Below are 25,632 nucleotides of genomic sequence, written 5' to 3' on the forward strand. Positions count from 1 at the left end.
CATCGACGGGCCGCGATGTCGGTGCCGCGGGTTACGGTGTGGGCATGTGCGGAAGGTATGCCAACAGCAAGTCGAGCCCCAGCATGGCGGCCCTCTTCGACGCCGCCGACCTCGTCGCGGGAGCGTGGAGGCCGAGCTACAACATCGCGCCGACGGCCACCGCCCCCCTCGTCCGCCGCTCGAAGTCCCGCGACGAGCGCGTGATCGAACTCGCCCGCTGGGGCCTGGTCCCGCCGTGGGCCTCCGACCCCGGTGTCGGCGTCCGCATGTTCAACGCCCGGATCGAGACCGTCGCGACCTCGCGCGCCTACAAGCGCCCGTTCGCCTCGCGCCGCGCCCTCGTCCCCGCCGACGGCTGGTACGAGTGGCGCAAGCTCCCCGGCGGCGGCAAGCAGCCCTATTTCTTCACCCGTCCGGGTGGCGTCGTCTTCGCGGGCCTGTGGGACACCTGGCACCAAGGCGACCTCAACCTGATGACCTTCACCGTGCTCACCTGCCCGGCCCAGGGCGAGGCGATGGCCACGGTCCACGACCGCATGCCGTACGTCCTTGCGCCCGAACGGTTCTCGGCCTGGCTGGGGGAGGAGGACGCCGAGGCGGCCGAGCTGCTCGCCGGCCCCGCCCCCTCACTCGCTGACGAGCTGGAGATCCGCAAGGTCGGCCGCGCGGTGGGCCGCGCCGGGAACGACGGGCCCGAACTCGTCCGCCAGGTCGGCGACGAGGGCGACGCCGCGACGCTCCCAGGATTGTGAACTCAATCACTATTGCCCAACGGTATCTGTACCCCAAGTCACCGGTCTTTCGTGTACAAGCCGCGGCCGACTGAAGGGAATCGCTTCCCGCTTCGAGGCGTCGGAGCAGGAAGGGTCGGCGGCGGCAGGGAACAGGGAGGTAGCAATGCGGCGAATCCGCCCCGAAGAGGTGGCCCGCGCCCGGCGGGACCCCCGGCTGCTCGATGCCGCCGAATACCGCAACGAGATCATCAGAGGCGCCTACCGGATGAGCGGGGACGACTGGCTCCGCCGAGGCAACTGCGCCGAAGTCGAGCCCGACGTCATGTACCCCGAGCCCCGCGAGCCCATCGACGAGGCGCTCGCCATGTGCGCCTCGTGCCCCGTGCGCACGCCCTGCCTGGTGCGCGCACTGGAGGCCCGCGACCGCCACGGCGTCTGGGGGGCCACCGCGCCCCGCGAGCGCCGCGCCATGATCGAGGTCTGGAAGGACATCAACCCCCTCGCCGTCGGCGCGTAGCGAGGGCCGATGAACCGGCGGCCGCGACCGCTCGCCCGAGCGAGGTCGCGGCTTCACGGTGCCCGAGTCGGGATCGGAGCGGGGAGGCCGCAGCCTCCCCGGACCGGCGGCGGTGTCAGGTCCACCGGCCCGGGGCAGGTACTGGGAGTTCACGCGCCGGTCTCCCGACGCGATCAAGACCCTTCCGGGTCCACCCACGATAACGACCACTCCCACTGAAAGTTACCGTTTCAATCCACAAAGTAATGATTCCGGGTGATTTCACGGCAAACCGGCGCCCCGCCCCTCGACCGGCGCCGTCCCCGCCCGCACACGCGGTGTGGTGAAAGTGACGCCCGCCGATCCGCCCGCCGCGGAATGAACCCGCACCAGGCGATGTTGCACGGGTCGAGTCTCCACGATCGGCTCGCCGGAACGGCACACCGCCGCCCCCGGCGAGAGGCCCGCCAGCCTAGGCAACCTCCAAGGCAAGCAACCTCTCAGGCAAGGAGCGCACCGCATATGACGACCACCCTCCGCGGACGCGAGGACCAGCGACTGGCCGCGCTGCTGAGCGGACCCGAATGGTCCCCGCCCATCGGCGCCGGCGACGCCGCCGAGAGCCGTGCCGACACCGTCGGCGGCGTCACCGCCGCCCGCCTTTCCCCCGACTTCGCCGACGCCGCTGCCGTAGGCTCAGAGACGGCGGGCGACGAGAGGGAGACGGTGACCGAGGCCAACGAGAGCACCCAGGAGCGGCGCGAGCGGTTCGAACGCGACGCGATGCCCCTGATCGACCAGCTCTACGGCGCCGCGCTGCGCATGACGCGCAACCCCGCCGACGCCGAGGACCTCGTCCAGGAGACCTACCTCAAGGCCTACTCCAAGTTCCACCAGTTCCGCGAGGGCACCAACCTCAAGGCCTGGCTGTACCGGATCCTCACCAACACCTACATCAACACCTACCGCAAGAAGAAGCGCCAGCCCCTGACCTCGCCGACCGACGAGATCACCGACTGGCAGCTCGCCGACGCCGAGTCCCACTCGGCCACCGGCCTGCGGTCGGCCGAGACCGAGGCGCTCGACCACCTGCCCGACTCCGACGTCAAGGACGCCCTCCAGCGCCTCGGCGAGGACTTCCGCCTCACGGTCTACCTCGCCGACGTCGAAGGCTTCTCCTACAAGGAGATCGCCGACATCATGGGCACCCCGATCGGCACCGTCATGTCCCGCCTCCACCGCGGACGGCGGCAGTTGCGCCAGTTGCTGAGCTCGTACGCCGCCGACCGCGGCCTGTCGCCCGCACGGGAGGTCCAGCAGTGATCGGTCCAGAATCGGACAAGCCCAAGCTCGACTGCCGGGAAGTCCTCGAAGAGGTCTACCTCTACCTCGACCAGGAGTGCTCCGACGTCCGGCGCACGGTCATCCGCGACCACCTCGACGAATGCTCGCCGTGCCTGTCCGAGTACGGCATCGAGCAGGAGGTGCGCGCCATCGTCCACCGCTGCTGCAGCCAGGAGAAGGCCCCCGACGAGGTCAAGGAGCGCCTGCGCCGCAAGCTCAGCGCCATCGAGCAGGTCAGCGAGCTCTTCGGCGAAGTCGCCGAACGCGACCGCTGACCGCTTACGCGGCCGACTCCGCCGCGTTCGCCTGGAGCAGGCTGATCGAGATCTGGAGCGAGGCCTCCCGGATCTCCTGCTCGGAGTCGTCGATCCGTGGATAGGTGATCCACGCGCTGTAGAGCGTCGTGATCGCGTCCCACGCCCGCAGGCGGTGGATGAGCGGATCATCGGTCTCGATCAAGAGCGCGTGCAGCCGCCGCTGGCGCATCCGGAACACCGACATGCGGTCCAACCGCGTGAGCGCGGCCTGATTGCTCTGCATGAACTTCAGCACCGGCACGTGCGAGCGGATCGTCTCCTCGTACCGGCGCAGCAGCTCCGTGCGCGTCTCCAACCCGCGCGGCTGCGTGTCGCCCCATTCGCAGATCCGGTCGACATCGGTCGCGTACGACTCGAAGAAGCTCGCCGCGATGTCTTCCTTGGTCTTGAAGTGGTAGTACAGCGCGGCCTTGGTGACGCCGAGCTGCTCGGCGATCTCCCGCAGCGAGGTGCGTTCGTAGCCGTGCTCGCTGAAGAGCGCGATCGCGGTCTGCTGGATCCGCTCGCGGGTGCTCGGCTGATTCGGGTCGCGCGCGTCGCGCGGCGCTTCGCTCATGTGCGCAAGTCTCGTTCTCGTCCGGGATCGACCAGTGCGATCGCGGGGCAGTCGCGGCCTGGGCCGCCTGCCCCGCCACGCTCTAGCTGTTCGGCCGCTTCCCGTGGTTCGCGGCCTTCTTCTTACGCGACTTGCGCTTGCGCGATGCCTTAGCCATGGCTCCTCCTGGGTCGGTCGGGAATGCAGGGGTCAACCTTACCGGCCCCGGAGCGCTGGCCCCGAGGGCGTTGACGACTGCGTGAACTCGGAGGAGTGTGGAAGTGAGCGGTGCCGCAGCGGCCGGTCCGCTCACGCCCGGCCCGCTCCGCGCGGGCGGCCCGAAACAATCTCGAATCCCGGAAAACCGAGCGTCGGTGGACGAGCGTGGACACGGTCGACTACGCTTCATTATGAAGGTTTATTTAATATTTAGTTTCCGTCGCACAAGGAGCGTCCCGTGAACGAGCCCCAGGTCGGCGCCGCCGACGAGATCGCCGCCGCGAGCCCCGGCGCGGGCATGGCCGCCGACATCGCCGAGCAGCCCGACGTGTACAGCGGCCTGCTCGAACACGGCGCACCGGAGATCGCCAAGATCGCCGCGATCATCGCCGAACGCCGCCCCCGGTCCATCGTGTTCACCGCCCGCGGCACCTCCGACCACGCGGCCCTGTACGCGGCCTACCTCACCGAGATCCGTCTCGGCCTGCCCGCGAGCCTCGCCAGCCCCTCGGTCGTCACCGTCTACGACGCCCGCCCCGACTGGTCCGACAGCCTCGTCATCGCCGTCTCCCAATCCGGCGGCTCACCCGACCTCGCCCAAGTCGTGGCCGCCGCCCGCGCCGGCGGCGCCCTCACCCTCGCCGTCACCAACAACCCCGACTCCCGCCTCGCCGCCGAAGCCGAACTGCACCTCGACGTCCGCGCCGGACACGAACGGGCCGTCGCCGCCACCAAGACCTACACCGCCGAACTGCTCACCCTCCTGCTCCTCGTCGAAGGCATCCGCACCGGCACCGGCCGCCTCGAGGCCGCCGAGGCCGCCGCCCTCGACAAGCTCCCCGAACTCGCCCAGAGCGTCCTGGAGCGCTCGGGCGCCGCCGACCTCGCCGGCCGCTACCGCTTCGCCTCCCGCTTCGTGACCACCGGCCGCGGCTACGCCTACCCCACCGCCCGCGAGACCGCCCTCAAACTCATGGAGACCTCCTACCTCCCCTCCCTGGCGTTCTCCGGCGCCGACCTCCTCCACGGACCGCTCGCCATGGCCGACCCCGGCGTCCCCGTCCTCGCCGTCGTCGGCTCCGGCCCCGGCGGGCACGCCATGTGGAACGTCCTCACCCAACTGGGCAAGCAGCGCGCGGACGTGGTCGTCGTCGGCGCCGCCGACGTCCCCGGCCAGAGCGCCCGCCTCGCCACCCCCGCCGTCGACGAACGCCTCGCCGCGCTTTTGGACATCCTTCCCCTGCAACAACTCTCACTGAACCTCGCCATCGAGCGCGGCGAGAACCCCGACGCCCCAAGAGGTCTCAAGAAGGTCACAGAGACCGTGTGATCCCAGGTCCCGGGCCTCCCGGAAACGGGAGTTCACCTTCGGTTCACCCTGATGTTCACCGATCTCCGTAAACTCAGCGTCATGCACGCCCCACCCGCCGCGTCCACCGGCACCACCGAGATCGTCTGGAACGACAGGCGGTACCAGGCGCGCGCGATCACCGGAGGCGCCGCCTTCGAGCTCTACTCCGACACCCGCGACGAAGGCTTCCACCCCGGCGGCATCGCCTACCACCGCTACGTGCACGCCTCCGAGGTCGAAAGCCCCGGAGGCGAACTCCTCCTCGCCGGCGTCGCCCCCGTGTCGATCCCGGTCATGCGCGGGGTCGACGCCGCGACCGTCCACCGCTACAGCCAGAACCCGCGCATCGGCCCCGCCGAACGCGCCCTGGTCTCGGCGGTGCGCGCCACCGCGTTCATCGCCCCCGGCACCCGCATGGTCAAACCGCTCAGCCGCCACCAGGTCGCCCGCCAACTCACCTCCGCACCCCTCGTCGGCGGCGTGTGCTTCCGCGAATTCGACGTCGCCCACCTGCGCGTCCCCGACGACCGGATCGTCCTCTCCGGCGACCCCGACGACGTGCGCGACACCGCCTTCGCCCTGCGCTGGAAGGCGATCGGCGCGAGCGACTACACCAGCACCGAAGTCGCCCACTTCCCCGGCCTGCTCAGCGTGCCCGGGCGCGAACGGCGCGGATCGATGATCCTCGGCACCGGATTCCTCCCCAGCGGCACGCACCTCATCCCCGAGTTCGCCACCGCCGGACTCGCCGACCTGCCGCTGACCGCGCGCGCCGAGATCCTCGCGTACACCCCCGACGGCGCGGAGATAGCACTGTTCCAGTACCAACCGCAGACGAACGTGTGGAACCGCATGGCCGGCGCCCGTCACCGTGACCTCGTGAACCGCATCCCCGGCCTGGAGACCGGCAGGGCGCTCTTCCGCGTCGACCCCTCGGTCCACGCCGGACTCATGGGCGTCCATGAAGGCGAACAGGTCTCGGTGACCGCCGACCCCGGCCACGGGTTCGACGTCTACGCCCGCGGCGCCAAGAGCCGCAGTCCGGTGACCCGCCCGCAGCGGTACGCCACGCTCGCGCGCTGGCGCGAGACCGAGGTGCTCGCGCTGGGACGCAACGAGGACTGGGTGCGGCTGCGCCTGAGCCAACCGGACATCGAGGCGATCATGGCCACCGACGCGACCTGTGTGGAGCGAGGCGTCTACGAGTGCTGGGCCCCCCGGGCCGAACTCGAACACCCCCACACGGTCATCACCGACTACCCGACCGACCGCTAGGCCGCATCTCCGACCCATCGAGAGCCGAGTCCAGTCTCCGGTTCGCCGGTTCGTCCTTCCTCCCTCCTTCCCACGCCTCGGCGCGGTCCTGGTTCGCCGATCGCGTTCTCGCGCGATTCGCTCGGCGTTCCTTATGCGGTCGCAGTGCTCCGCAATCGCCGGGCCGTCGACCTGCCCTTGTGCGGAGGTGCTCGGGTTCTGTTCAGTAGGCGCCTCCTCTCGACAGGCGCCAGCGGTTGTCGATCTGGTCCACCCAGCCGATCTTCTTCAATCGCGCCAGCGTCACCGTGGCCGTCTCGGCCGGGACTCCGGCCGCCGCTGCGAGCCGTGCGGCTTCGACCACGTATCCCCTCGGCAGCGCCTCCACCAGCCGCGCTTCGGTCTCCGTCAACCGATCGATCGGCCGGCGCTCCTGCGGCGGCGCCGGGGCCATCGGGCCGCCTATGCCCGTCAGGTCTTCGATCACCTCCTCGGCTCTCGTCACCAGCCTCGCTTCCCATGGCTCTCTTGCCAGTTGGTGCACGCCCGCCGACTGCGACGAGGTCACCAGCCCCGGTGTGAACATCAGGACCCGGCCCAGTTCCGCCGCATGGCGGGCCGTGTTGCGGGCGCCCGACCGGTTCGCCGCTTCGATGACCACCGTTCCCGCCGTCAGCGCCGCGATCACGCGGTTTCGCGTCAGGAAGCGGTGCTTCATCGCCGAGGCTCCCGGCGGCCATTCGCTCAGCAAGAGCCCTCGTTGCGCGATCAGGTCGAACATGGACCGGTTCGCCTTCGGATACGGCAGCTCCACACCGGACGCCAGCACCGACACGGTCGCGCCGCCGCGGGCCAGCGCGCCCAGGTGCGCGGCCCGGTCGATGCCGAACGCGCCTCCCGACACGACCGTCCAGCCCGCCTCGGTCAGGTCCGCCGCCAGGTCGTCGGCCAGATGCTGGCCGTACTCGGTCGCCGCCCTCGACCCGACGATCGCCACCGAGCGCCGGCACAGCTGCGCGAGGTCGTGCTCGCCTCGGACCCACAGGCCCCGTGGCGGTCGCACGTGCGGCTCGTTCGCGTCGCAGACGAGCATCAGGTCGCGGAGTTGATCGGGCCAGTCGGGGTCGCCCGGCACCAGGAACCGGGCGCCGCAGTCGGCCGTGGCGGAGGCGAGCTGGTCGGCCCGGTCGGCCGGGTCGTGCGTGCACGCGACGGTGGCGCCGGTGATGCGCCGCAACCGGTCGGGGACCGTTCCCTCCCATACGCGGCGGACCGCGTCGACCGGCCCGGCCTCGTCGACGAGGTCGTCGAGTTCGGCGTCGCCGGGTTCGACGATCGAGGACAGCAGCATGAGTGCGAGACGGGGGTCTTTCGGCAGTCGGGTCACGGGTCCTCCTCGTGGTTCGGGTCGCTGACGGGGGAGTTCGGTGGCCGCTCGGCACTGGTCTTCGTCAGCTCAGCGTGTAGCCGAGCCGCAGTTCGCTCGCGGCGGTGACGTCCTCTCCGTTCGGGCGTTCGTGTTCGCGGAGGTCGGCGATCGTCCAGGCGAGTTTGAGGACCCGGTCGTATCCGCGGGCCGTGATGCGTTCCTTCAGCAGCAGCTGGTCCACGCTGCTGCGCGCCTCCGGCGGCAGCCGCCACCGCGCCGAGCGCAGCGCCGGGCCCGGGACCTCGCTGTTGAGCCGCCATCGCTCGCCCGCCGAGGCCCATCTCGACTCGGCCGCCTCTCTCGCCCTGGCGACGCGCTTCGCGACCGTCTCCGACGCCTCGGCCTCCGAGACCTCGGCGAGGATCGCCGAGGGCGGCACCGCCGGCAGGTTCACCCGCAGGTCGATCCTGTCCATGAGCGGCCGCGAGATCCGCGGCAGATAGGTGCGCTTCATCTGCGGCGTGCAGGTGCAGTCCTGCGGCTTGTTCGGCGCGCACGGGCAGGGATTGGCCGCGAGCACCAGGATCACGTTGGCCGGGTACCGGATCGAGGTGTTGGCGCGGCGGATGCGGACCTCGCCGCTCTCCAAGGGCTGGCGCAGCGCGTCGAGGACGGTGCGCTTCCATTCGGGCGCTTCGTCGATGAACAGCACGCCCCGGTGCGCCAGCGCGAGTGATCCCGGGCCTATGTGGCCGTGGCCGCCGCCCACCAGCGCCTGCATGGTCGTGGAGTGGTGCGGGGCCTCGAACGGCGCGTGCTGGAGGAGCGTGGCCGCGCCGCCGGTGAACCGGCCCCGCAGCGAATGCAGCGACGTCACCTCGACCGCTTCGGCGTCCGTCAGCGGCGGCAGGATCGAAGGCAGCCGCTCGGCGAGCATCGTCTTCCCCGCTCCCGGCGGACCGACCATCAGCATGTGGTGTCCCCCCGCCGCCGCGATCTCCAGAGCCCGCCTGGCTCCCGGTTGGCCGCGCACGTCGGCCAGGTCCGCCAGCGGTGGCGGCGGCTCGGAGGCCTCCCGCGTCACCGGGTCCAGTGGTGTCTGCCCGAACAGCCAGGCGACGAGCGTCGCCAGGTCGCGCGGGGCGAGGACGGTGAGGTCGCCGACCAACGCCGCCTCGGCGGCGTTCTCCGGCGAGACGATCGCGGTCCGCAGGCCCGCCCTGCGGGCCTCCATGAGCGCCGGCAGTGTGCCGGGCACGGCCCTGAGGCTCCCGTCGAGTCCGAGTTCTGCCAGCAGCACGGTGTCGGCGAGGCGCTCGACCGGCAGTGTCTCGTCCGCGCACATGATGGTCACCGCCAAGGCGAGGTCGGCGGCCGATCCGGTGGTGGGCACCGATGCCGGACCGAAGTTGACGGACACCGATTTGTCGGGGAAGCGCAGCGCCGAGTTCGCCATCGCGGAGCGGACCCGGGTCTGCGCCTGGTTGACCACGCTGTCGGGCAGGCCCGACATGCGGACGGAGTCGACGCCCTTCGAGGAGGACTTGAAGACGGACGCCTCGACGGTGACCGCGACGGCGGTCGCGCCGATCATGCAGACGGTGTTGGTGCGCGCGTAACCCATGGCGTTCCCCCGATCGGTGTTCGAGTGCGATGCGCCGGGCCCCGGTGACCGTGAGCGCCAACCGGTCGACCCGCCAGGGCTGGTCGGGCCGGCAGTAGGCGCGCAGCCACTCGCGGGCGAGCCGTTCGACCCGGCGGAGCTTCTCGGCGTCGACGGCGCCGAGCGGGCCGCCGTGCCTGCGGGAGCGGCGGGTCTTCACCTCGCAGAAGACGACGGTGTCGGCCGACCGCGCCACGAGGTCGATCTCCCCGAGCCGGTGGCGCCAGTTCCGGGCGAGGATCTGCATCCGGTGCCGCTGGAGGTGCGCGGCGGCGAGCCGCTCGCCGAGCCTCCCGAGTTCGTGCGGGCTCAGACGCCTGAGGCTCGCACCCGGCTCCCCTCGCGGCCGGTCCAGCGTCGGTGCCGCGTTCATGGCCGGAGCCCTTCGCCGCCGCGTCCCAGGCGGTCCCAGCGCGGCTCGGCGGCTCTGGCGAACCCCTCCCGGCTCATGGCCTTCGGCACCCTCGCGCTCGTGGCCTTCACCGCCTTGCCGGTATCCGGCTCGCTGAGCGGTACCGCTGCGAGGCTCGGGCGAGCCGGTGTTCGGACGGCGGTCAGGCGGGGCGCTTCCGGCCCCACCTCCCGCTCGCGGATCGTCGCGGCCCGGCCGGTTTCGCCGCTGAAGCGCCCGGCCGCGCCGGCCTTGCCCGGGCGGGGGAGGAGCCGGACCTTCCCGGAGCCGAACAGCAGCATCGGGTCGAGGTAGAGCGGCCCGCGTTTGAGGCCGAAGTGGAGGCACACCGACCCCGCGCACGAGGCGTGCCCGGCCTGGAGGGTCCCGATGGGCTGCCCCGCCGCCACCGTCTCGCCGGCGGACACCAGCGGCTCGACCGGCTCGTAGGTGGTGCGCAGGCCGTTGCCGTGGGCGACGCTGACGACGCCCCGCCCGGCCAGGTCCCCGGCGAAGACCACCGTGCCGTCTCCCGCGGCCGTGACCTGCTGCGCGTCGCCCGCCGCGAGGTCGACGCCGCGATGGCCGGGCAGCCACCGCAGCGGCGGCGGATCAAAGCCGGTGAGCAGGTCGAGCGCGCCGACCGGGGACTGCCAAGCGGTGGACCCGGGCGGGGCGGCCCGCGCGAGCGTCGGCGCCAGGATCGCCGTCGCCGCCAGCAGCGAGGCGGTGATGAGACTGATGACCATCGCGTTGTGTAGTCGTTGCATGACTCAATGCTGACGCGGGTGCCCGGTATCGACAAGAAAAAGTTCTGTGCCTGTGGATAACCTGTTACTCACTGCTGCGACCTCGACTTACGGTAACCGACGTATCGAGTGCTATGAGCATTTCGGCGGCTCGAGCGAGACGCTCCGGCCGATTGCCTCTGTCACTGCCGACCACCGCGTTCGTGGCCGGGCCGCGGGTCCCAGTACACTGACCGGAGCGGTAAGGCGCCTCTTCGCGCCGAACCGACTTCGCGCGCTCGCCGCGGCCCGACCTCCATCGCCCACTCCATCCGAGTGCGGTGCGATGGGCGCGGTCAGGCCCTCGCGATCTCCCAGGTCCGGGTCCTCCCGGTTGCGGATCGTCAGGGGCGGGCGCCAGGCGCGGAACGTCCGGACCTCGGACGGTCTCCGCGAATGAACCAGGGAACGAAAGGAACACAACCGTGTCGGTTGTCACCATGAGGCAGTTGCTCGAGAGCGGCGTGCACTTCGGTCACCAGACCCGCCGCTGGAACCCGAAGATGAAGCGGTTCATCCTCACCGACCGCAACGGCATCTACGTCATCGACCTGCGCCAGACCGTGGACTACGCGGTCAAGGCCCACGACTTCGTCAAGAACGTCGTGGCCGAAGGCGGCGAGGTCCTGTTCGTGGGCACCAAGAAGCAGGCCCAGGAGGCCGTGTCCGAGCAGGCCCTGCGCGTCGGGATGCCGTTCGTGAACCACCGCTGGCTCGGCGGCATGCTCACCAACTTCCAGACCATCCAGAAGCGCCTCATGCGCCTCAAGGAACTCGAGATCATCGAGGCCAACGGTGCGGCCAACCGCACCAAGAAGGAAATGCTCCAGCTCATGCGCGAGAAGGACAAGCTCGAGCGCACGCTCGGCGGCCTCCGCGACATGGAGAAGACCCCGGCCGCGATCTGGATCGTGGACACCAAGAAGGAGCACATCGCCGTCGACGAGGCCCGCAAGCTCGGGATCCCCGTCGTCGCGATCCTCGACACCAACTGCGACCCCGACGAGGTCGACTTCCCGATCCCCGGCAACGACGACGCGATCCGCTCCGTCGCCCTGCTGACCAAGATCATCGCCGACGGCGCCGCCGAGGGCCTCCTGGCCCGCTCCGGCGGCCAGGTCGAGAAGGGCGAGGGCGAGCCCCTCGCCGACTGGGAGAAGGACCTCCTCGCGGCCGAGAAGACCGCTGAGCCTCAGGCCAGCGAAGCTGAGCACACCGAGAAGGTCGTCGAGCCGTCGGGCGAGAAGACCGTCGAAGAAGCCGACAAGTAAGAAGGGGAGCAATGGCCAACTTCACGATGGCTGACGTCAAGAAGCTCCGGGAAGCCACCGGCTCCGGGATGATGGACGTCAAGAAGGCCCTCGAAGAGGCGGACGGCGACTACGACGCCGCCCTTGAGGCGCTCCGGATCAAGGGCGCCAAGGACGTCGGCAAGCGCGCCGAGCGCACCACCGCCCAGGGCCTGGTCGCCCAGGCCGGCGGCACGCTGCTCGAGCTGCTGTGCGAGACCGACTTCGTCGCCAAGAACGGCGCCTTCATCGAGCTCGCGCAGGCCCTGGCCGAACTGGCCGACGAGGTCCGCCCCGCCGACGCCGACGCCTTCGCCAAGGCCGAGCTGAACGGCAAGTCCGTCGCCGAGGTCGTCCAGGACGAGTCCGTCAAGCTCGGCGAGAAGCTCGTCGTCGGCCGCATCGGCTCGCTCGACGGCGACATCGCCGTCTACATGCACCGCAAGTCCGCCGACCTCCCGCCGGCGGTCGGCATCATCGTCTCCTACACCGGCGACGCCGAAGCCGCCCGCCAGGTCGGCATGCAGGCCGCCGCGATGCGCCCGAAGTACCTCACCACCGACGAGGTCCCGGCCGAGGTCATCGAGGCCGAGAAGCGCGTCGCACTGGAGACGGCCAAGGAAGAGGGCAAGCCCGAGCGCGCCTGGGACAAGATCGTCGAAGGCAAGGTCGGGGCCTACTACCGCGACTTCGTGCTGCTCTCCCAGAACTCCGTCCTGGAGAGCAAGAAGACCGTGCAGCAGGTGCTGGCCGAGGCCGGCACCGAGGTCACCGGCTTCATCCGCTTCGAAGTCGGCCAGGAGTAGCGAGCGGTCCGCCACGGCGGACTACACTGGCTCCAGCCGTAAGCATGGAAGGGGCGGCGGCGCAGGCCGCCGCCTCGTTCCATGTCTGCGGCAAGCACGGCGGCCGTCGCCGGCCCGCTCGTCGCGGCCGCGGCGGGTGAACAACCGAACAGCACGTCTGAAGCACCGCGGTCGCGACGAGCACCGCCGGCGGCCGCGCCGCCGAACGACCGGGGAAACGACAGAGCAGGGGAGTGCCATGAGTCAAGCCACGTACCGCCGGGTCGTGCTGAAACTGTCCGGCGAGTCCTTCGGAGGCGGCGCCATCGGCGTCGACCCCGATGTGGTCCAGGGCGTCGCCCGCCAGATCGCGGCCGGCGTCGCCGCGGGCGTCCAGGTGGCCGTGGTCGTCGGCGGCGGCAACTTCTTCCGCGGGGCCGAACTCCAGCGCCGCGGCATGGAGCGCGCCCGCGCCGACTACATGGGCATGCTCGGCACCGTCATGAACTGCCTCGCCCTCCAGGACTTCCTGGAGAAGGAGGGCGTCGACACCCGCGTCCAGACCGCCATCGCCATGGCCCAGGTCGCCGAGGCCTACCTCCCCCTGCGCGCCATCCGCCACCTCGAGAAGGGCCGCGTCGTCATCTTCGGCGCCGGCGCCGGGATGCCCTACTTCTCCACCGACACCGTCGCCGCCCAGCGCGCCCTCGAGATCGGCGCCCAGGTCGTCCTCGTCAGCAAGAACGGCGTCGACGCCGTCTACACCGCCGACCCCAAGACCGACCCCGCCGCGCAGCGGCTCGACGACATCACCTTCGACGAAGCCCTCAAACGCGAGCTCATGGTCGTCGACCAGGCCGCCTTCAGCCTCTGCAAGGACAACTCCCTGCCGATGCTCGTCTTCGGCGCCGACGACGAGGGCAACCTCCGCCGCGCCCTCGTCGGCGAGCAGCTCGGCACCCTCATCCACGCCGCCGAGGACTGACCCCGCGGGGGCGGCCGCCGAATCGGCCGCATCCGAGGACATCCACACCACCGAGGACCGACAGCGGGACGGTACGGTCAGAAGTGCTGTCAGGCCGCGAGAGAATGTGAGAAAGCCGTGATTGACGACACCCTCCTCGAAGCCGAGGAAAAGATGGAGCGCGCCATCGAGCACGCCAAGGAGGAATTCGCCGCCATTCGCACCGGCCGCGCCTCCTCCGCCATGTTCAACCGGATCACCGTCGACTACTACGGTGCCCCCACCCCGATCCCCCAGGTCGCCTCCATCGCGATCCCCGAACCGCGCATGGTCATCGTCAAGCCCTTCGACGCCTCCCAGATGAAGGACATCGAAGACGCGATCCGCAACTCCAACCTCGGCGTCAACCCCTCCAACGAGGGCACCCAGCTGCGCCTGAACCTCCCCCCCATGACCGAGGAGCGCCGCCGCGAGATGATCAAGGTGGCCCGCACCAAGGGCGAGGACGCCAAGATCGCCATCCGCAACGTCCGCCGCAAGGCCAAGGACGAGATCGGCAAGGCCGTCAAGGAAGGCGACGTCTCCGAAGACGAGGGCCGCGGCGGTGAGAAGGAACTCGACGACCTGACCGGCCGCTTCACCGGCCACGTGGACGAGCTCGTCGGCTCCAAAGAGTCCGAGCTGCTCGAGATCTGATGAGCGCGCTTCCCGACGGTTCGCCCGGCAGTCGCCCCCACTCGCCCTCGGGCGAGGAGGGGCCCGGCACCGCCGAGACCGGCCCCGGGGGCCGAAGGCCCAAAGCCGGCCGGAACCTGCCCGTCGCCATCGGCGCCGGGCTCGGCATGGCCGCCGTGGTCCTGGCCTCCCTGCTGATCCAGCCCATGGCCTTCCTCGGCCTCGCCGTCATCGCCATCGCCGTCGCCTGCTGGGAGACCGGCACCGCGATGCGCAGGGGCGGCAAGAACGTGCCGGTCTACCCCCTGGCCGCCGCCGGCGTGCTCATCGTGGTCCTCGCCTGGTTCGGCGGCGCCACCGGGCTCCTGCTCGGCACCGCCGTCGGCGTCGTCGCGCTCTTCGTGTGGCGCCTCTCCGAAGGCGCCACCGACTACCGCACCGACGTCCCCGCCGCCGCCCTCGTCCTCGTCCAGGTGCCGTTCCTGGCCGGCTTCGTCATGCTCCTGGCCACCTCCGGCAACGACGCCGCGCGCCTCATCGACGGCTCGGCCGCCCAGGTTCTCATCATGCTGTTCACCGTGGTCCTGTCCGACACCGGCGGCTACACCGCCGGGGTGCTCTTCGGGCGCCACCAGATGACCCCCACGATCAGCCCCAAGAAGTCCTGGGAGGGCCTGGCCGGATCGGTCGTCGCGGCCGCCGTGGGCGGCTCGGTGACGCTTTGGGCCTTCTTCGGCGTCTCGTTCCCTCTGGGCGTGGCGTTCGGCGTGTGCGTGGCCTTGGCCGCTACGTTGGGGGACCTGTCCGTCTCGTTGCTGAAACGGGACCTCGGCATCAAGGACATGAGCAATCTCATCCCCGGCCACGGCGGGGTCATGGACCGGCTCGACTCGATCCTCATGGTCGCGCCGGTGGCCTATGTATGGTTCCGTTACCTGCTCGGGTGATGTGTCCTGATTGGTGTATCCGTCGAAAGGGGGCCGGGGTGAATTCCGCGATCCGGGGTTGGCGACCGCCGGGCCTGTCATGCGAGACTAGGTCGTGACATGTCTGTAGCACTCACGTTGACCGAACCGCGCCCCCGCAAGGCAGCGCCCCGACACCTCGCCGACCTCGATCTGGCCGGGTGCCAGTCCGTCCTCTCCGAGATCGGGCAGCCCGCCTTCCGCGCCAAGCAGCTGCGCCAGCAGTACTTCGGCCGCCACGTGGGCGACGCCTCCCTCATGACCGACCTGCCCGCCGCGGCCCGCGAGGCCATCGGCGAGGCCCTGCTCCCGCGACTGCTCGACCCCGTGCGGGTCGACTCGTGCGACGACGGCCGCACGGTCAAGGCCGTGTGGCGCCTCTACGACGGCGCGCTCGTCGAGAGCGTCATCATGGCCTACCCCGATCGGGTGACCGCCTGCGTCTCCTCGCAGGCGGGGTGCGGCATGGCCTGCCCGTTCTGCGCCACCGGCCAGGGCGGCCTGACCCGCAACCTCACCACCGCCGAGATCGTCGACCAGGTGGTCGCCGCCGCCCGCCTCGCCCAGGAGCGCGGCCTCGGGCGTTTGTCGAACATCGTGTTCATGGGCATGGGGGAGCCGCTGGCGAACTGGGCCCGCCTCAAGAGCGCCCTGCGCCTCATCACCGGACCGGTGCCCGACGGCGTGGGCCTGTCGGCCCGCAACGTCACCGTCTCCACCGTCGGCCTGGTGCCCCAGATCAAGAAGCTCATGGAGGAGGGCCTGCCGGTGACGCTGGCGGTCTCGCTCCACGCGCCCGACGACGAGCTGCGCGACGAGCTCGTCCCGATCAACACCCGCTGGAAGGTCGCCGAGGTCCTCGGCGCCGCCTGGGAGTACGCTCGGGTGACGAAACGTCGCGTATCGATCGAGTACGCGATGATCAGGGACGTCAACGACCAGCCTTGGCGGGCCGACCTGCTGGGGAGACTCCTCGCGGGCAAGCTCGTTCACGTCAACCTGATTCCATTGAACCCGACCCCGGGAAGCCGCTGGGACGCCAGTCCCAAGCCGGTCGAGGCGGAGTTCGTTCGGCGGCTGCGAGCCGCAGGAGTGTCCACGACGGTGCGCGATACGCGCGGCCAAGAGATCGACGGCGCCTGCGGGCAGCTAGCGGCTTCGGTCCGGGAGGCAGGGACGACCCCCGGCCGCGCCGGTGCGAAGCCTGTCGGCGCCGCCGGCGCCGCGGATTAGGCGGAGAAGGGTGGCTTGGTAGTAGTGGCGAGTCATGGTGACCGGTTTCGGCGCCGGGCGTTGAGCCGGGGCTACAAGGTCGACGAAGTCGACGCGTTCCTGGACCGCGTGGAGGCGACGCTCGCCGGTGAGCCGGTGGGCAGCCCCGTGTCGGCCGACGAGGTCGACGACGTCGTCTTCCGGGTCCGCTTCGGCGGCTACGACGAGTGGCAGGTGGACGTCTACCTCGACCGGGTCGCGCGCCAGCTCGCCGAGCTGGAGGAGCGCGGCGTGCTCGGCACCGCCCCCGCTCCCGACTACGGCAAACCCGACGCCGCGGCCCCCGCCCCGCCGACGCAGGCGACCGCCGGTTCGCGCCGTGCCCCCGAGGCCCAGGCGACCCAGGTCATCCCCGCCGCGACGCAGGCGATCCCCGCCCACGACCTCATGGCCGCCCGCGAGGCGGCCCCGCCGCCCCCCGAGCCCGCCGGCCGCGGACGCGGCGCCTCCCGCGCTGCTGCCGCCGCCCCCGACCCCGACGGCTTCAGCGACCTCCGCGGCGACGACGACGAGGGCTTCGGCTTCCTCGCCGGCCCGCCCGGCGAGGACTACGACGACCCGTTCGCGCAGCGAAGCGGCGCGGCCCAGGACTTCGGCGCACCGCGCGGAGCGGGCCCGGAGTTCAGCAACCCCCGCGGCGATTTCGGACGCGGCGCCGGCGAGTTCGGCGCCCCGCGCGACGAGTTCGCCCCCGCACCGGGCGAATTCGGCCGCGACGAGTTCGGCCAAGGCGACTTCGGTCCCGGCCAGGGCGACTTCGGCCGCGAGGACTTCGGCCGCGACGAGTTCGCGGCCCCCCGCGGCAACGGCTTCGGCGCCCGCGGCGCCGCCCCCGAACCGTCCCCGTACGGCAGCCCCCGCGGGCCCGAGCCGGCGCGCGGCGAATTCGCGCCGCCCGCGCCCGTGCCCCCGCGCGCGCCGACGCACGACGTCCCCCAGGCGGGCCCCGGCCCGCACGGCGCCACCGAGCAACTGCCGCTCCAGTCCGACCCCCGGCGCGGCGGCTTCACGCCGAACGACGCCCCGGGCGTCTACGGGCAGGCGCCGGGCCGGCGCCCGGACCCGGCCCCCGGTTTCGGCGCGGCCTACGACGACGAGTTCACCGACACCGGCAGCCGCCGCGCGGCCCCGCCGCAGCCGCCGATGCCGCAGCACCCGATGGCGCCGCCCTCGCAGGGCCCGCCCTCCGGCGCGATCCCGAAGGTCGGGCGCTACAGCCAGCCCGAGCCCGAGCCGATCCCGCCCGCGGCGCCGACCCAGGCGATCCCGCAGAACCTGGCGCCCGGCATGGGCCCGATGGGCCGCCCCGAACCGCCGCAGTCCGACCCGTACGGCGCCCCGCGCGGCCGCGAGTTCGGCCAAGGCGGCTTCGGCGCCCCGGCCCAGGAGGACACCGGTTTCGGCCGCCGCGGCACGCCGAGCCCGCCGCTGCAAGGCGGCTTCGAGCGCGGCGCGCCGCCCGCAGGCGGCTTTGGCGCTCCCGCGGGACCTCCCGACAACGGTTTCGCCTCGCCGGTGCCCCCGGCTCCGGCCGACAACGGCTTCACTCCAGGGGCCCCGCGCGGCGCGGCCTCCCCGCCGGACTTCGGCCGCCGCAACCCCTATGAGGGCCGCGGCGCGTTCGAGGCCCCCGGCCGCCACGGCCGCGAGGAGATGACGACCGAGATGCGGGCGTCGGACTCCCCGTTCACCCCCGACGACGTGCAGCGCCTCGAGCAGCTGCGCCGGGCCTTCCAGCCGCGGCGCTTCGGCTCGGGCTACGACCCCGGTCAGGTGGACCAGATGTTCGACGCCGTCTCCGCGGCGATGACCGGCCGCAACCCGGTCCCGCTGTCGGACCGCGAACTCGACACCAGCCAGTTCTCCCTGGTCCAAGGCGGCTACTTCGAGGCCGAAGTGGACTCGGCGCTGCGCGAGGTGCGCGAGATGTTCGCCCGCCGCGGCATGATGCACTGAGCAGACGAGAACGGGGGCGGGGCCGCGAAAGCGGCCCCGCCCCCGTCGTATAAAGCGAACACCGGCCGCTTTCGCGGCCGGTGCGAGACGAGTGGACGCGCCCTCGGGCTAGCGCAGTCCGGTCCGGCGGAGCCATGCGTCGGAGACGATGACGCCGAGGAGCACCGCGATGGTGACGAGGATGAAGACGTCCTCGACCCAGCCATGGTGATTGCCGAACAGGTACGCCAGGTTGATGACGATCGCGACGCCCAGCGCGGTGTACAGGGCCTTGCGGCTGGTGGGCTTGCGCTGATCGGGCGAGAGAATCTGCTCTTCGGCAGCCATGTGGGTTCCTCCAACCTCTCCGGTGACCGCAGACAGTCTCGCACGCCACATGCATGCACGTCCCGGCCCCGCCTCCGCTGTGACTTGTAGAGTTGAGCCGTCGTCGTTCTCGCGTCTTTCGGAAGGGTCACCGTGCGCATCACCGGTACCGGCCACGCCAGCATGTTCATCGAGACCGCCTCGGGTTCGATCCTGTGCGACCCCTGGGTGAACCCCGCGTACTTCGCGTCCTGGTTCCCCTTCCCCGACAACTCGCGGCTCGACTGGGACACGCTCGGCCAGGCCGACTACCTCTACGTCTCGCACCTGCACCGCGACCACTTCGACGAGGAGAACCTCTCCAAGCACATCAGCAAGGACACCACGGTCCTGCTGCCGGAGTACCCCACTTCGGAGCTGGAGGCGGAGCTGCGGGCCCTGGGCTTCCACAAGTTCGTCAAGACCGTCTCGGAGGAGATCGTCGAGCTGCCCGGCGGCGCGAAGGTCATGATCCAGGCGCTCACCAGCCCCACGGACGGCCCGATCGGCGACTCTTCGCTGTGGGTCGAGGACGCCGACGGCACCCGCCTGCTCAACCAGAACGACGCCCGGCCCACCGACATGAGCGTGTTCCTCCAGCACGGGAATATCCACGCCCACCTGCTCCAGTTCTCGGGCGCGATCTGGTTCCCCATGGTCTACGAGCTGCCCGACAACGCCAAGCGCGCCTTCGGGAAGCAGAAGCGCGAGCGCGGCTTCGACCGCTCGCTGCGCTACATCGACGACGTCAAGGGCGACTGGGTCTTCCCGATCGCCGGCCCGCCCTGCTTCCTGGACGACTCGCTCTACCAGTTCAACGACGTCTTCGGCGACGAGGGCAACATCTTCCCCGACCAGATGTCCTATGTCGAATGGCTCGAGGAGCAGGGGCACGCCAACAACATCATCCTGCTGCCCGGCTCGGTCGCCGAGGTCGGCGCCGACGGCACCGCCTCGGTCGAGCACCCCGTCGAGGACCTGCGCGAGTGGTTCGCGAACAAGAAGCAGCACCTCGACGAGTTCAAGGAGCGGATGCAGCCGCGCATCGCCGCCGAGAAGGCCTCCTGGTCCCACCCCGAGATCGACGTCCTCGCCACCCTGCGCGAGCGCATCGAGCCGCTCATGGCCTCGGCCGAGCACATCGCCACCGGCATCGGCGGCCCAGTCCGGTTCGACCTGACCGCGCCCGATTCCGAGGAGATCGTCGAGTCGATCGTCTTCGACTTCCTGGAGCGCAGGATCTACCCCGACGACGGGGCGAAGGTCCGCTACCGCTTCCGCACCGAGCGGCGCCTCATCGAGCACCTGCTCCACATCCGCGAGGTCGACTGGGTCAACTCGCTGTTCCTGTCCTGCCGCTTCACGGCCGCCCGCATCGGCCAGTACAACGAGTACGTGTACGCGTTCTTCAAGTGCCTCTCCGAGGAGCGGCTCCAGTACGCCGAGGGCTGGTACGCCGAGCAGCGCCCCGACGACGAGGACATCGTCATGCAGGGCTGGGAGGTCCAGCGCCGCTGCCCGCACCTCAAGGCCGACCTGTCGGTCTTCGGCAAGATCGAGGAGGGCGTCCTCACCTGCCAGATGCACGGCTGGAAGTGGAACCTCAAGTCCGGCAAGTGCATGACCAGCGTGGGGCACGACATCCGCAGCGCCCCCGCCGACGCGTAGCGCGTGGGCCCGGCCGCTTGGCCGGGCCCTTCCTCATTCGGCGATGCCGAAGTCCCGCAGCATCGCCATGATCTGGGTCTTGTAGAACTCGTCCACGTGCTCTTGCACCGGCAGGCTTCCGAAGGCCTCCATCACGACCAGGCCGAACACGCGGACCCATCCCGAGGTGAAGAAGAAGATCCACGGGAGCGGGACCGGTTCGCCGACGATGAAGGCCGTGCACTTCTCCTTGAGTTCGCGCTCGAGCCCTTCGGAGACCTCGGGCATCGGCGGCCCGGCGGGCGCGCCGCCGCCTTCGGCCTCGGTCCGGCGCCAGAACGCGGCCAGCTCGTGCCCGCACAGCTGCGCGTGCTCCAGCGACTTGAGCGTCACCGGGTCGACCTCCTCCAGGGGCTGCTCCAGGCGGCTGCCGTCCAGGAGCATGGCGCCGTGCCCGTTCGGGAAGCTGATCATGAGCTCGAACTGGCGGCGGTTGGTCACCGCCCAGCTGCGGAAGGCCCAGATCCAGGCCTTCATCCGTTCGAGGTGGGCGTCGGGCGGCGCTGCGTCCATCGACGCGCGGGTCTCGGCGATAAGTTCGTCGTAGAGGTCGCAGCAGAGGTCGATCAGGAGCGCGTCGAGGCTGTCGAAGTACCGGTAGAGGGCCGCGGGCGTCACGCCCACCTCGCGGGCGATCGCGCGCAGGGAGATGCCGCTGGGCCCCTGCTGCTGGAGTTGCCTCCTGGCGCTCGCCTTGATCTCGGCGACCGTCTCGGCGCGCATCCGCTCGCGGCGGGTCGGGCCGCCCGCGGTGTTGGAAGTCACTGCTCTCCTCTTGCTACAAATCGGTTAACGGCGTTGACTCAACGAGGGGCGTTCATTAAAGTGAACACCGTTAGCTTTCTAATCAACGCTCACCATCCTACCGCCGCGCCGACCTCCAACACCAGCGGTCGCGGCGTTCCGCTCATGCAGATCCCTGAGGAGATCCACATGTATTCCCTGCTAGGACGAGCGACGATCAAGGCCCGGTGGTTCATCGTCGCCGGCATCGCCGCGGTCTTCGCCATCGGCGCGACCTGGGGCCTGGGCGTCTTCGACGAGTTCACCGACGGCGGGTTCGTCTCGCCCGACGCCCGCTCGGTCCAGGACGCCGCGACGATCGAGGCGGAGTTCGGCTCCACCGGGGCCGATGTCGTGGTCCTGTACTCCTCCGAGGACCTCACCGTCGACGACCCCGCGTTCGCCGACGCCGTCCAGAGCGCCCTCGTCGACATCGCCGCGATCGACCAGGTCGCGAGCGTCGTCTCCTACTACGACACGGCCGCTCCGGGCTTCGTCGCCGAGGACCGGCACGCGACCTTCGTCGCGCTCACCTTCGGCGGCGTCTCCGAGGACGAGGCGGCCGGCGTGTTCACCGACATCGAGGAGGACCTGCGCGAGGCCGGCGACACCGAAGGGCTCGACGTGGCCCTCGGCGGCGGCGCGGCCACCTTCGCCGACATCAACGAGCAGATCCAGCACGACCTCGAGATCGCGGAGCTGATCTCGCTGCCGCTGCTGCTGCTCATCATGATCGTGGTCTTCGGCGCCCTCGTCGCCGCCTCGCTGCCGCTGCTCATCGGCGGCATGGCCATCCTCGGCGGCTTCGCCGTCACGCGCGTGATCACCGAGTTCACCGACGTCTCGGTCTTCGCCGCCAACGTCATCACCATCATCGGCCTCGGCATGTCCATCGACTACTCGCTGTTCGTGCTGCGCCGGTTCCGCGAGGAGCTGGCGAACGGGCGCGACAAGCGCGCCGCGGTCCTCAACACCGTCGCCACCGCCGGGCGCACCGTCATGGTCTCGGGGCTGATCATCGTCCTGTCCATGGGCGGCCTGCTCCTGGTCGACGTGCCGTTCCTGCACGGCATCGCCTACGGCGTCATGTCCGCCGTCGGCGTCGCGATGCTCTCGGCGCTCGTGGCCCTGCCCGCGCTGCTCTACCTGCTCGGCCACCGCGTCGACAAGGGCCGTCTGCCTTGGCGGCGGAACGCCGAGGTGAAGGCCGACACCGGCTTCTGGCACGCCGTCGCCGGCGGGGTCATGCGCCGCCCGGTGCTCGTGCTCCTCCCCGTCCTCGCGTTCATGGCCCTGCTCGCCAGCCCGATCCTCGGCATCCAGTTCGGCGGCGTGGACGAGCGCGACATGCCGAAGGACTCCGAGTCCCGCCAGGTCACCGAGACCCTCGCCGCCGACTTCCCCGGCGGCGACGAGGAGTCCTTCCAGGTCATGGTCGTCGGCGGGGGAGCGGACGCCGCGGCCGAGGCCGCCGCGCAGCTGTCGGCCCTCGACTACGTCGACGACGTCCGGCCGGCCGCCGCGCCGACCGCCGACGCGGCGCTGTTCGAGGTCCTCTACGACCTCGACCCGTTCAGCGCCGAGGCCCGCGGCCTCATCGAGGACGCCCGCGCCATCGACTCGGGCGCCGAGCTCTACATCACCGGCGGCGCGGCCGACCGGGCCGACATGCTCGAGGCGATCGGCGAGGGCCTGCCGTACATGCTCGGCTACATCGTCATCGTCACCATGGTGGTCCTGTTCCTGGCCTTCGGCTCGGTCCTGCTGCCGGTCAAGGCGGTCCTGATGAACGCCGTGTCCCTGGGCGCGGCGCTCGGCGTGGTGGTGTGGATCTTCCAGGAGGGCCACCTGTCGGGCCTGCTCGACTTCACGCCCTCGGGCTACATCGACCCGTCGAACCTGCTGCTCATGATCGCGCTGCTGTTCGCCCTGGCCACCGACTACGAGGTCTTCCTGCTCTCGCGGGTGCGCGAGGAGTGGGACCGGGGGGCCGACAACCGGACCGCGGTCCTGCGCGGGATGCAGTCGACCGGCTCGATCATCACCGCCGCCGCGCTCATCCTCATCGTGGTGGTCGGCGCGTTCGCCTTCAGCGGCATCACCTTCATGAAGATGATCGGCCTGGGCATGGCGATCGCGATCTTCCTCGACGCCACGGTGGTGCGGATGCTCCTGGTCCCGGCGACGATGCGGCTGCTGGGCCGCGCCAACTGGTGGGTGCCCGGCCCGCTCGCCCGCCTCTACTCCAAGTACGGCATCAAGGAGTCCGACGAGCCCGTCGCCCCCGTCGAGGATCGGACGCCCGTCAAGGTCTGACCCTGTGATCTCCCAGGCCCGCTCGACTCGCGTCGAGCGGGCCTCCTCGGTGTTTCGGGAGCGTCCGGGCGGTCTAAGCTCGGTCTTGAGATTTTTGTTGGGCGCGGCTACAAAAGATATCCAAGAATTTAACTTGAGCCATTGACAACCGGCAAGCGGTTGCATAGCCTGGTGTGATCTAGGAGCCAACCCCCTCCGAAAGGTCCCAATACCTTATGACCGACAACGATGTCGCTGTGGTGCGCACGAAGCCGCGCAGCTCGGGTGCCCCTCCCGAGCCCGCCGCCGACGCGCCCGCCCCGAAGCCCGAACGGGCCAAGCGGGGCATCGGCACGACCATCCGCTCCCGCGAGCGATGGGCCGCCCTGAGCTTCATGTCCCCGTGGTTCCTCGGCCTCCTGGCCATCACCGTCGGGCCTATGGTCGCCTCGTTCTACCTCTCCTTCACCGACTACAGCCTCGGCGTCGGCGAGTGGATCGGGACGGAGAACTACGAGCGGATGCTCGACGACCCGCGCCTGGCGCAGTCGGTCAAGGTCACCGCGATCTACACGTTCGTCTCGGTGCCGCTCCAGCTCGCCGCCGCCCTCGGACTCGCGCTCCTGCTCGACCGCGGCCTGCGGGGCATGTCCTTCTACCGGTCCGTGTTCTACCTGCCCTCGCTTCTGGGGGCCTCCGTGGCAATCGCCATCATGTGGCGGCAGGTCTTCGGCAGCGAAGGCCTCGTCAACCAGGTCCTCGCCCTCTTCGGCATCCAGGGCCAAGGCTGGGTCTCCCACCCCGACTACGCCCTCGGGACCCTGATCATCCTGAACGTGTGGACCTTCGGCTCACCGATGATCATCTTCCTCGCGGGCCTGCGCCAGATCCCCGCCATGTACTACGAGGCGGCCAAGGTCGACGGCGCCGGGGTGATCCGCCGGTTCGTCAACGTCACGCTGCCCCTGCTGACCCCGATCATCTTCTTCAACCTGGTCCTCCAGATCATCAACTCGTTCCAGTCCTTCACCCAGGCGTTCATCGTCTCCAGCGGCAAGGGCGGCCCGGCCGACTCCACCCTGTTCCTGACGCTCTACCTCTACGACCAGGGCTTCACCAAGTTCAACATGGGCTACGCCTCGGCCATCGCCTGGCTGCTCCTGGCCATCATCGCGATCTTCACCGCGCTCAACTTCCTCATGTCGAAATTCTGGGTGTTCTATGGCGACAATGACTGAGACGAAGGCCCCGGCCCCGGCGCGCCGGGCCCAGAGCGGCACCGCCGCCGTCGGCGCCCGCCGATTCGTCTTCCACCTCCTGCTCACCATCGCGGCGATGATCATGATCTACCCGCTGCTGTGGATGCTCTCGGCGAGCTTCAAGCCGATCGACGAGATCTTCTCCGACCCCGGGCTGATCCCCTCCAGCTTCCAGTGGAGCAACTACACCGAGGGCTGGACCACCCTGCCCCACCCGTTCCACAAGTACATCTTCAACTCGATGATCCTCGTGGCCGGCTCCATCGTCGGGAACCTCGTGTCCTGCTCCATGGCGGCCTACGCCTTCGCCAGGCTCCGCTTCCCGGGGCGCGGCGCCTTCTTCGCGATCATGCTCGGCACCATCATGCTGCCGATCCACGTCGTGATCATCCCGCAGTACATCCTGTTCAACAACCTCGGCTGGGTCGACACCTTCTGGCCCCTCATCGTCCCCAAGCTGCTGGCGACCGACGCGTTCTTCATCTTCCTCATGGTCCAGTTCATCCGCGGCCTGCCGCGCGAACTCGACGAGGCCGCCTCGATCGACGGCTGCGGCTACTGGGGCACCTACCTGCGCATCATCATGCCGCTGTGCATGCCCGCGCTGGCGACCACCGCCATCTTCACGTTCATCTGGACCTGGAACGACTTCTACTCGCAGCTCATCTACCTGCGCGACGTCGACCTCCAGACCGTGCCCCTGGCCCTGAGGCTCTTCATGGACTCGACGGGCCAGACCTCTTGGGGCGCGCTGTTCGCGATGTCGATCGTCGCCCTGGGCCCGATCTTCGGGTTCTTCCTCGTCGGTCAGCGCTACCTCGTCAGAGGCATCGCCACCACCGGCATCAAGTAACACGGCAACCAACCCTCACGAAG

General features: G+C 70.3%; 24 protein-coding genes and 1 pseudogene. 17 read left to right on the top strand and 8 right to left on the bottom strand.

Annotation, left to right across the window (positions count from 1 at the left end):
• Positions 1 to 44: 44 nt before the first annotated feature.
• The 4 genes from IF12_RS0111495 (at position 45) to rsrA (ending at position 2,849) form a co-directional block, all read left to right on the top strand.
• Complete coding sequence (locus IF12_RS0111495) at positions 45 to 752, top strand: SOS response-associated peptidase (RefSeq protein WP_035748905.1); 708 nt, start codon at positions 45 to 47, stop codon at positions 750 to 752.
• A 145-nt stretch (positions 753 to 897) separates the two neighbouring features.
• Entirely contained in the window at positions 898 to 1,251 is a 354-nt protein-coding gene (locus IF12_RS0111500) for a WhiB family transcriptional regulator (protein WP_035748836.1), read from the top strand.
• 501 nt (positions 1,252 to 1,752) lie between these two features.
• Positions 1,753 to 2,553 (top strand): sigma-70 family RNA polymerase sigma factor, encoded by an 801-nt coding sequence (locus tag IF12_RS22960; RefSeq protein WP_030158185.1) that lies wholly within the window; start codon positions 1,753 to 1,755, stop codon positions 2,551 to 2,553.
• Positions 2,553 to 2,849 carry a mycothiol system anti-sigma-R factor gene (rsrA, locus tag IF12_RS0111510; RefSeq protein ID WP_030158187.1) on the top strand — a complete coding sequence of 99 codons (297 nt, stop codon included), beginning with the start codon at positions 2,553 to 2,555 and terminating at the stop codon, positions 2,847 to 2,849. Before IF12_RS22960 ends, rsrA begins: the two co-directional genes overlap by 1 nt.
• A gap of 4 nt (positions 2,850 to 2,853) precedes the next feature.
• Here rsrA and IF12_RS26895 read toward each other — a convergent pair whose 3' ends face one another.
• Together IF12_RS26895 and IF12_RS27200 are read right to left on the bottom strand one after the other, a co-directional pair.
• Positions 2,854 to 3,447 (bottom strand): TetR/AcrR family transcriptional regulator, encoded by a 594-nt coding sequence (locus IF12_RS26895; RefSeq protein ID WP_030158189.1) that lies wholly within the window; start codon positions 3,445 to 3,447, stop codon positions 2,854 to 2,856.
• Between the two features lie 82 nt (positions 3,448 to 3,529).
• Positions 3,530 to 3,835 (bottom strand): 50S ribosomal protein bL37, encoded by a 306-nt coding sequence (locus IF12_RS27200; protein WP_369807679.1) that lies wholly within the window; start codon positions 3,833 to 3,835, stop codon positions 3,530 to 3,532.
• Positions 3,836 to 3,943: 108 nt separating this feature from the next.
• Between IF12_RS27200 and IF12_RS0111520 the strand changes: the two genes are divergently transcribed.
• The gene (locus IF12_RS0111520; protein WP_030158191.1) at positions 3,944 to 4,975 is read left to right on the top strand and encodes an SIS domain-containing protein; all 1,032 of its coding nucleotides are present in this window, start codon (positions 3,944 to 3,946) and stop codon (positions 4,973 to 4,975) included.
• An 81-nt stretch (positions 4,976 to 5,056) separates the two neighbouring features.
• Entirely contained in the window at positions 5,057 to 6,271 is a 1,215-nt protein-coding gene (locus IF12_RS0111525; RefSeq protein WP_133884372.1) for a hypothetical protein, read from the top strand.
• Between the two features lie 202 nt (positions 6,272 to 6,473).
• On the opposite strand, the gene dprA is transcribed toward IF12_RS0111525, so the two are convergent.
• The 4 genes and pseudogenes from dprA to IF12_RS24080 all read right to left on the bottom strand — a co-directional run bounded on the left by dprA (position 6,474) and on the right by IF12_RS24080 (position 10,443).
• Complete coding sequence (gene dprA, locus IF12_RS0111530; RefSeq protein WP_035748838.1) at positions 6,474 to 7,637, bottom strand: DNA-processing protein DprA; 1,164 nt, start codon at positions 7,635 to 7,637, stop codon at positions 6,474 to 6,476.
• 64 nt (positions 7,638 to 7,701) lie between these two features.
• A complete protein-coding gene (locus IF12_RS0111535) occupies positions 7,702 to 9,243 on the bottom strand; it encodes a YifB family Mg chelatase-like AAA ATPase (protein WP_030158198.1) in 1,542 nt (513 codons plus the stop codon).
• A gap of 22 nt (positions 9,244 to 9,265) precedes the next feature.
• Positions 9,266 to 9,655, bottom strand: a pseudogene (locus tag IF12_RS27205) (YraN family protein); the annotation flags it as partial.
• The gene (locus IF12_RS24080; protein ID WP_081913502.1) at positions 9,652 to 10,443 is read right to left on the bottom strand and encodes a murein hydrolase activator EnvC; all 792 of its coding nucleotides are present in this window, start codon (positions 10,441 to 10,443) and stop codon (positions 9,652 to 9,654) included. The gene IF12_RS24080 and the pseudogene IF12_RS27205, both read right to left, overlap by 4 nt.
• 443 nt (positions 10,444 to 10,886) lie before the next feature.
• On the opposite strand from IF12_RS24080, the gene rpsB reads away from it, so the two are divergent.
• The 7 genes from rpsB to IF12_RS26170 all read left to right on the top strand — a co-directional run bounded on the left by rpsB (position 10,887) and on the right by IF12_RS26170 (position 18,367).
• Positions 10,887 to 11,732, top strand: coding sequence for a 30S ribosomal protein S2 (gene rpsB / locus IF12_RS0111545; RefSeq protein ID WP_030158202.1), 846 nt, complete (start codon positions 10,887 to 10,889; stop codon positions 11,730 to 11,732).
• Between the two features lie 11 nt (positions 11,733 to 11,743).
• Positions 11,744 to 12,556 carry a translation elongation factor Ts gene (gene tsf / locus IF12_RS0111550; RefSeq protein ID WP_030158203.1) on the top strand — a complete coding sequence of 271 codons (813 nt, stop codon included), beginning with the start codon at positions 11,744 to 11,746 and terminating at the stop codon, positions 12,554 to 12,556.
• A gap of 238 nt (positions 12,557 to 12,794) precedes the next feature.
• A complete protein-coding gene (gene pyrH / locus IF12_RS0111555; RefSeq protein ID WP_030158210.1) occupies positions 12,795 to 13,520 on the top strand; it encodes a UMP kinase in 726 nt (241 codons plus the stop codon).
• A 117-nt stretch (positions 13,521 to 13,637) separates the two neighbouring features.
• Positions 13,638 to 14,195 carry a ribosome recycling factor gene (gene frr, locus IF12_RS0111560; RefSeq protein WP_030158212.1) on the top strand — a complete coding sequence of 186 codons (558 nt, stop codon included), beginning with the start codon at positions 13,638 to 13,640 and terminating at the stop codon, positions 14,193 to 14,195.
• Positions 14,195 to 15,121, top strand: coding sequence for a phosphatidate cytidylyltransferase (locus tag IF12_RS0111565; RefSeq protein WP_051704268.1), 927 nt, complete (start codon positions 14,195 to 14,197; stop codon positions 15,119 to 15,121). Before frr ends, IF12_RS0111565 begins: the two co-directional genes overlap by 1 nt.
• A gap of 99 nt (positions 15,122 to 15,220) precedes the next feature.
• Positions 15,221 to 16,372, top strand: coding sequence for a 23S rRNA (adenine(2503)-C(2))-methyltransferase RlmN (gene rlmN, locus IF12_RS0111570; protein WP_051704269.1), 1,152 nt, complete (start codon positions 15,221 to 15,223; stop codon positions 16,370 to 16,372).
• Between the two features lie 24 nt (positions 16,373 to 16,396).
• On the top strand, positions 16,397 to 18,367 hold the full coding sequence (locus tag IF12_RS26170) for a DivIVA domain-containing protein (RefSeq protein ID WP_255343547.1): 1,971 nt from the start codon (positions 16,397 to 16,399) through the stop codon (positions 18,365 to 18,367).
• Positions 18,368 to 18,475: 108 nt separating this feature from the next.
• On the opposite strand, the gene IF12_RS0111580 is transcribed toward IF12_RS26170, so the two are convergent.
• Entirely contained in the window at positions 18,476 to 18,694 is a 219-nt protein-coding gene (locus IF12_RS0111580) for a DUF2631 domain-containing protein (protein WP_030158218.1), read from the bottom strand.
• A 132-nt stretch (positions 18,695 to 18,826) separates the two neighbouring features.
• On the opposite strand from IF12_RS0111580, the gene IF12_RS0111585 reads away from it, so the two are divergent.
• A complete protein-coding gene (locus IF12_RS0111585; protein WP_030158220.1) occupies positions 18,827 to 20,380 on the top strand; it encodes a Rieske 2Fe-2S domain-containing protein in 1,554 nt (517 codons plus the stop codon).
• A gap of 33 nt (positions 20,381 to 20,413) precedes the next feature.
• Here IF12_RS0111585 and IF12_RS24090 read toward each other — a convergent pair whose 3' ends face one another.
• A complete protein-coding gene (locus tag IF12_RS24090) occupies positions 20,414 to 21,184 on the bottom strand; it encodes a TetR/AcrR family transcriptional regulator (protein WP_051704271.1) in 771 nt (256 codons plus the stop codon).
• 168 nt (positions 21,185 to 21,352) lie between these two features.
• On the opposite strand from IF12_RS24090, the gene IF12_RS0111595 reads away from it, so the two are divergent.
• From IF12_RS0111595 to IF12_RS0111605, 3 genes are all read left to right on the top strand, one after another.
• On the top strand, positions 21,353 to 23,518 hold the full coding sequence (locus IF12_RS0111595; RefSeq protein WP_030158224.1) for an MMPL family transporter: 2,166 nt from the start codon (positions 21,353 to 21,355) through the stop codon (positions 23,516 to 23,518).
• A 215-nt stretch (positions 23,519 to 23,733) separates the two neighbouring features.
• On the top strand, positions 23,734 to 24,735 hold the full coding sequence (locus tag IF12_RS0111600) for a carbohydrate ABC transporter permease (protein WP_030158226.1): 1,002 nt from the start codon (positions 23,734 to 23,736) through the stop codon (positions 24,733 to 24,735).
• Positions 24,719 to 25,609, top strand: coding sequence for a carbohydrate ABC transporter permease (locus tag IF12_RS0111605; RefSeq protein WP_030158613.1), 891 nt, complete (start codon positions 24,719 to 24,721; stop codon positions 25,607 to 25,609). Before IF12_RS0111600 ends, IF12_RS0111605 begins: the two co-directional genes overlap by 17 nt.
• Positions 25,610 to 25,632: the final 23 nt, after the last annotated feature.

This window comes from Glycomyces sp. NRRL B-16210, from assembly GCF_000719515.1.
Classification (GTDB): Bacteria; Actinomycetota; Actinomycetes; order Mycobacteriales; family Micromonosporaceae; genus Glycomyces.

What these genes read in the sequence shown, in the direction of transcription:
- IF12_RS0111495 (WP_035748905.1), top strand. Translation starts at nt 45, where the DNA reads ATGTGCGGAAGGTATGCCAACAGCAAGTCGAGCCCCAGCATGGCGGCC.
- IF12_RS0111500 (WP_035748836.1), top strand. Translation starts at nt 898, where the DNA reads ATGCGGCGAATCCGCCCCGAAGAGGTGGCCCGCGCCCGGCGGGACCCC.
- IF12_RS22960 (WP_030158185.1), top strand. Translation starts at nt 1,753, where the DNA reads ATGACGACCACCCTCCGCGGACGCGAGGACCAGCGACTGGCCGCGCTG.
- IF12_RS26895 (WP_030158189.1), bottom strand. Translation starts at nt 3,447, where the DNA reads ATGAGCGAAGCGCCGCGCGACGCGCGCGACCCGAATCAGCCGAGCACC.
- IF12_RS27200 (WP_369807679.1), bottom strand. Translation starts at nt 3,835, where the DNA reads ATGAAGCGTAGTCGACCGTGTCCACGCTCGTCCACCGACGCTCGGTTT.
- IF12_RS0111520 (WP_030158191.1), top strand. Translation starts at nt 3,944, where the DNA reads ATGGCCGCCGACATCGCCGAGCAGCCCGACGTGTACAGCGGCCTGCTC.
- IF12_RS0111525 (WP_133884372.1), top strand. Translation starts at nt 5,057, where the DNA reads ATGCACGCCCCACCCGCCGCGTCCACCGGCACCACCGAGATCGTCTGG.
- IF12_RS0111535 (WP_030158198.1), bottom strand. Translation starts at nt 9,243, where the DNA reads ATGGGTTACGCGCGCACCAACACCGTCTGCATGATCGGCGCGACCGCC.
- IF12_RS24080 (WP_081913502.1), bottom strand. Translation starts at nt 10,443, where the DNA reads ATGCAACGACTACACAACGCGATGGTCATCAGTCTCATCACCGCCTCG.
- tsf (WP_030158203.1), top strand. Translation starts at nt 11,744, where the DNA reads ATGGCCAACTTCACGATGGCTGACGTCAAGAAGCTCCGGGAAGCCACC.
- pyrH (WP_030158210.1), top strand. Translation starts at nt 12,795, where the DNA reads ATGAGTCAAGCCACGTACCGCCGGGTCGTGCTGAAACTGTCCGGCGAG.
- IF12_RS0111565 (WP_051704268.1), top strand. Translation starts at nt 14,195, where the DNA reads ATGAGCGCGCTTCCCGACGGTTCGCCCGGCAGTCGCCCCCACTCGCCC.
- rlmN (WP_051704269.1), top strand. Translation starts at nt 15,221, where the DNA reads ATGTCTGTAGCACTCACGTTGACCGAACCGCGCCCCCGCAAGGCAGCG.
- IF12_RS0111580 (WP_030158218.1), bottom strand. Translation starts at nt 18,694, where the DNA reads ATGGCTGCCGAAGAGCAGATTCTCTCGCCCGATCAGCGCAAGCCCACC.
- IF12_RS0111595 (WP_030158224.1), top strand. Translation starts at nt 21,353, where the DNA reads ATGTATTCCCTGCTAGGACGAGCGACGATCAAGGCCCGGTGGTTCATC.
- IF12_RS0111600 (WP_030158226.1), top strand. Translation starts at nt 23,734, where the DNA reads ATGACCGACAACGATGTCGCTGTGGTGCGCACGAAGCCGCGCAGCTCG.
- IF12_RS0111605 (WP_030158613.1), top strand. Translation starts at nt 24,719, where the DNA reads ATGGCGACAATGACTGAGACGAAGGCCCCGGCCCCGGCGCGCCGGGCC.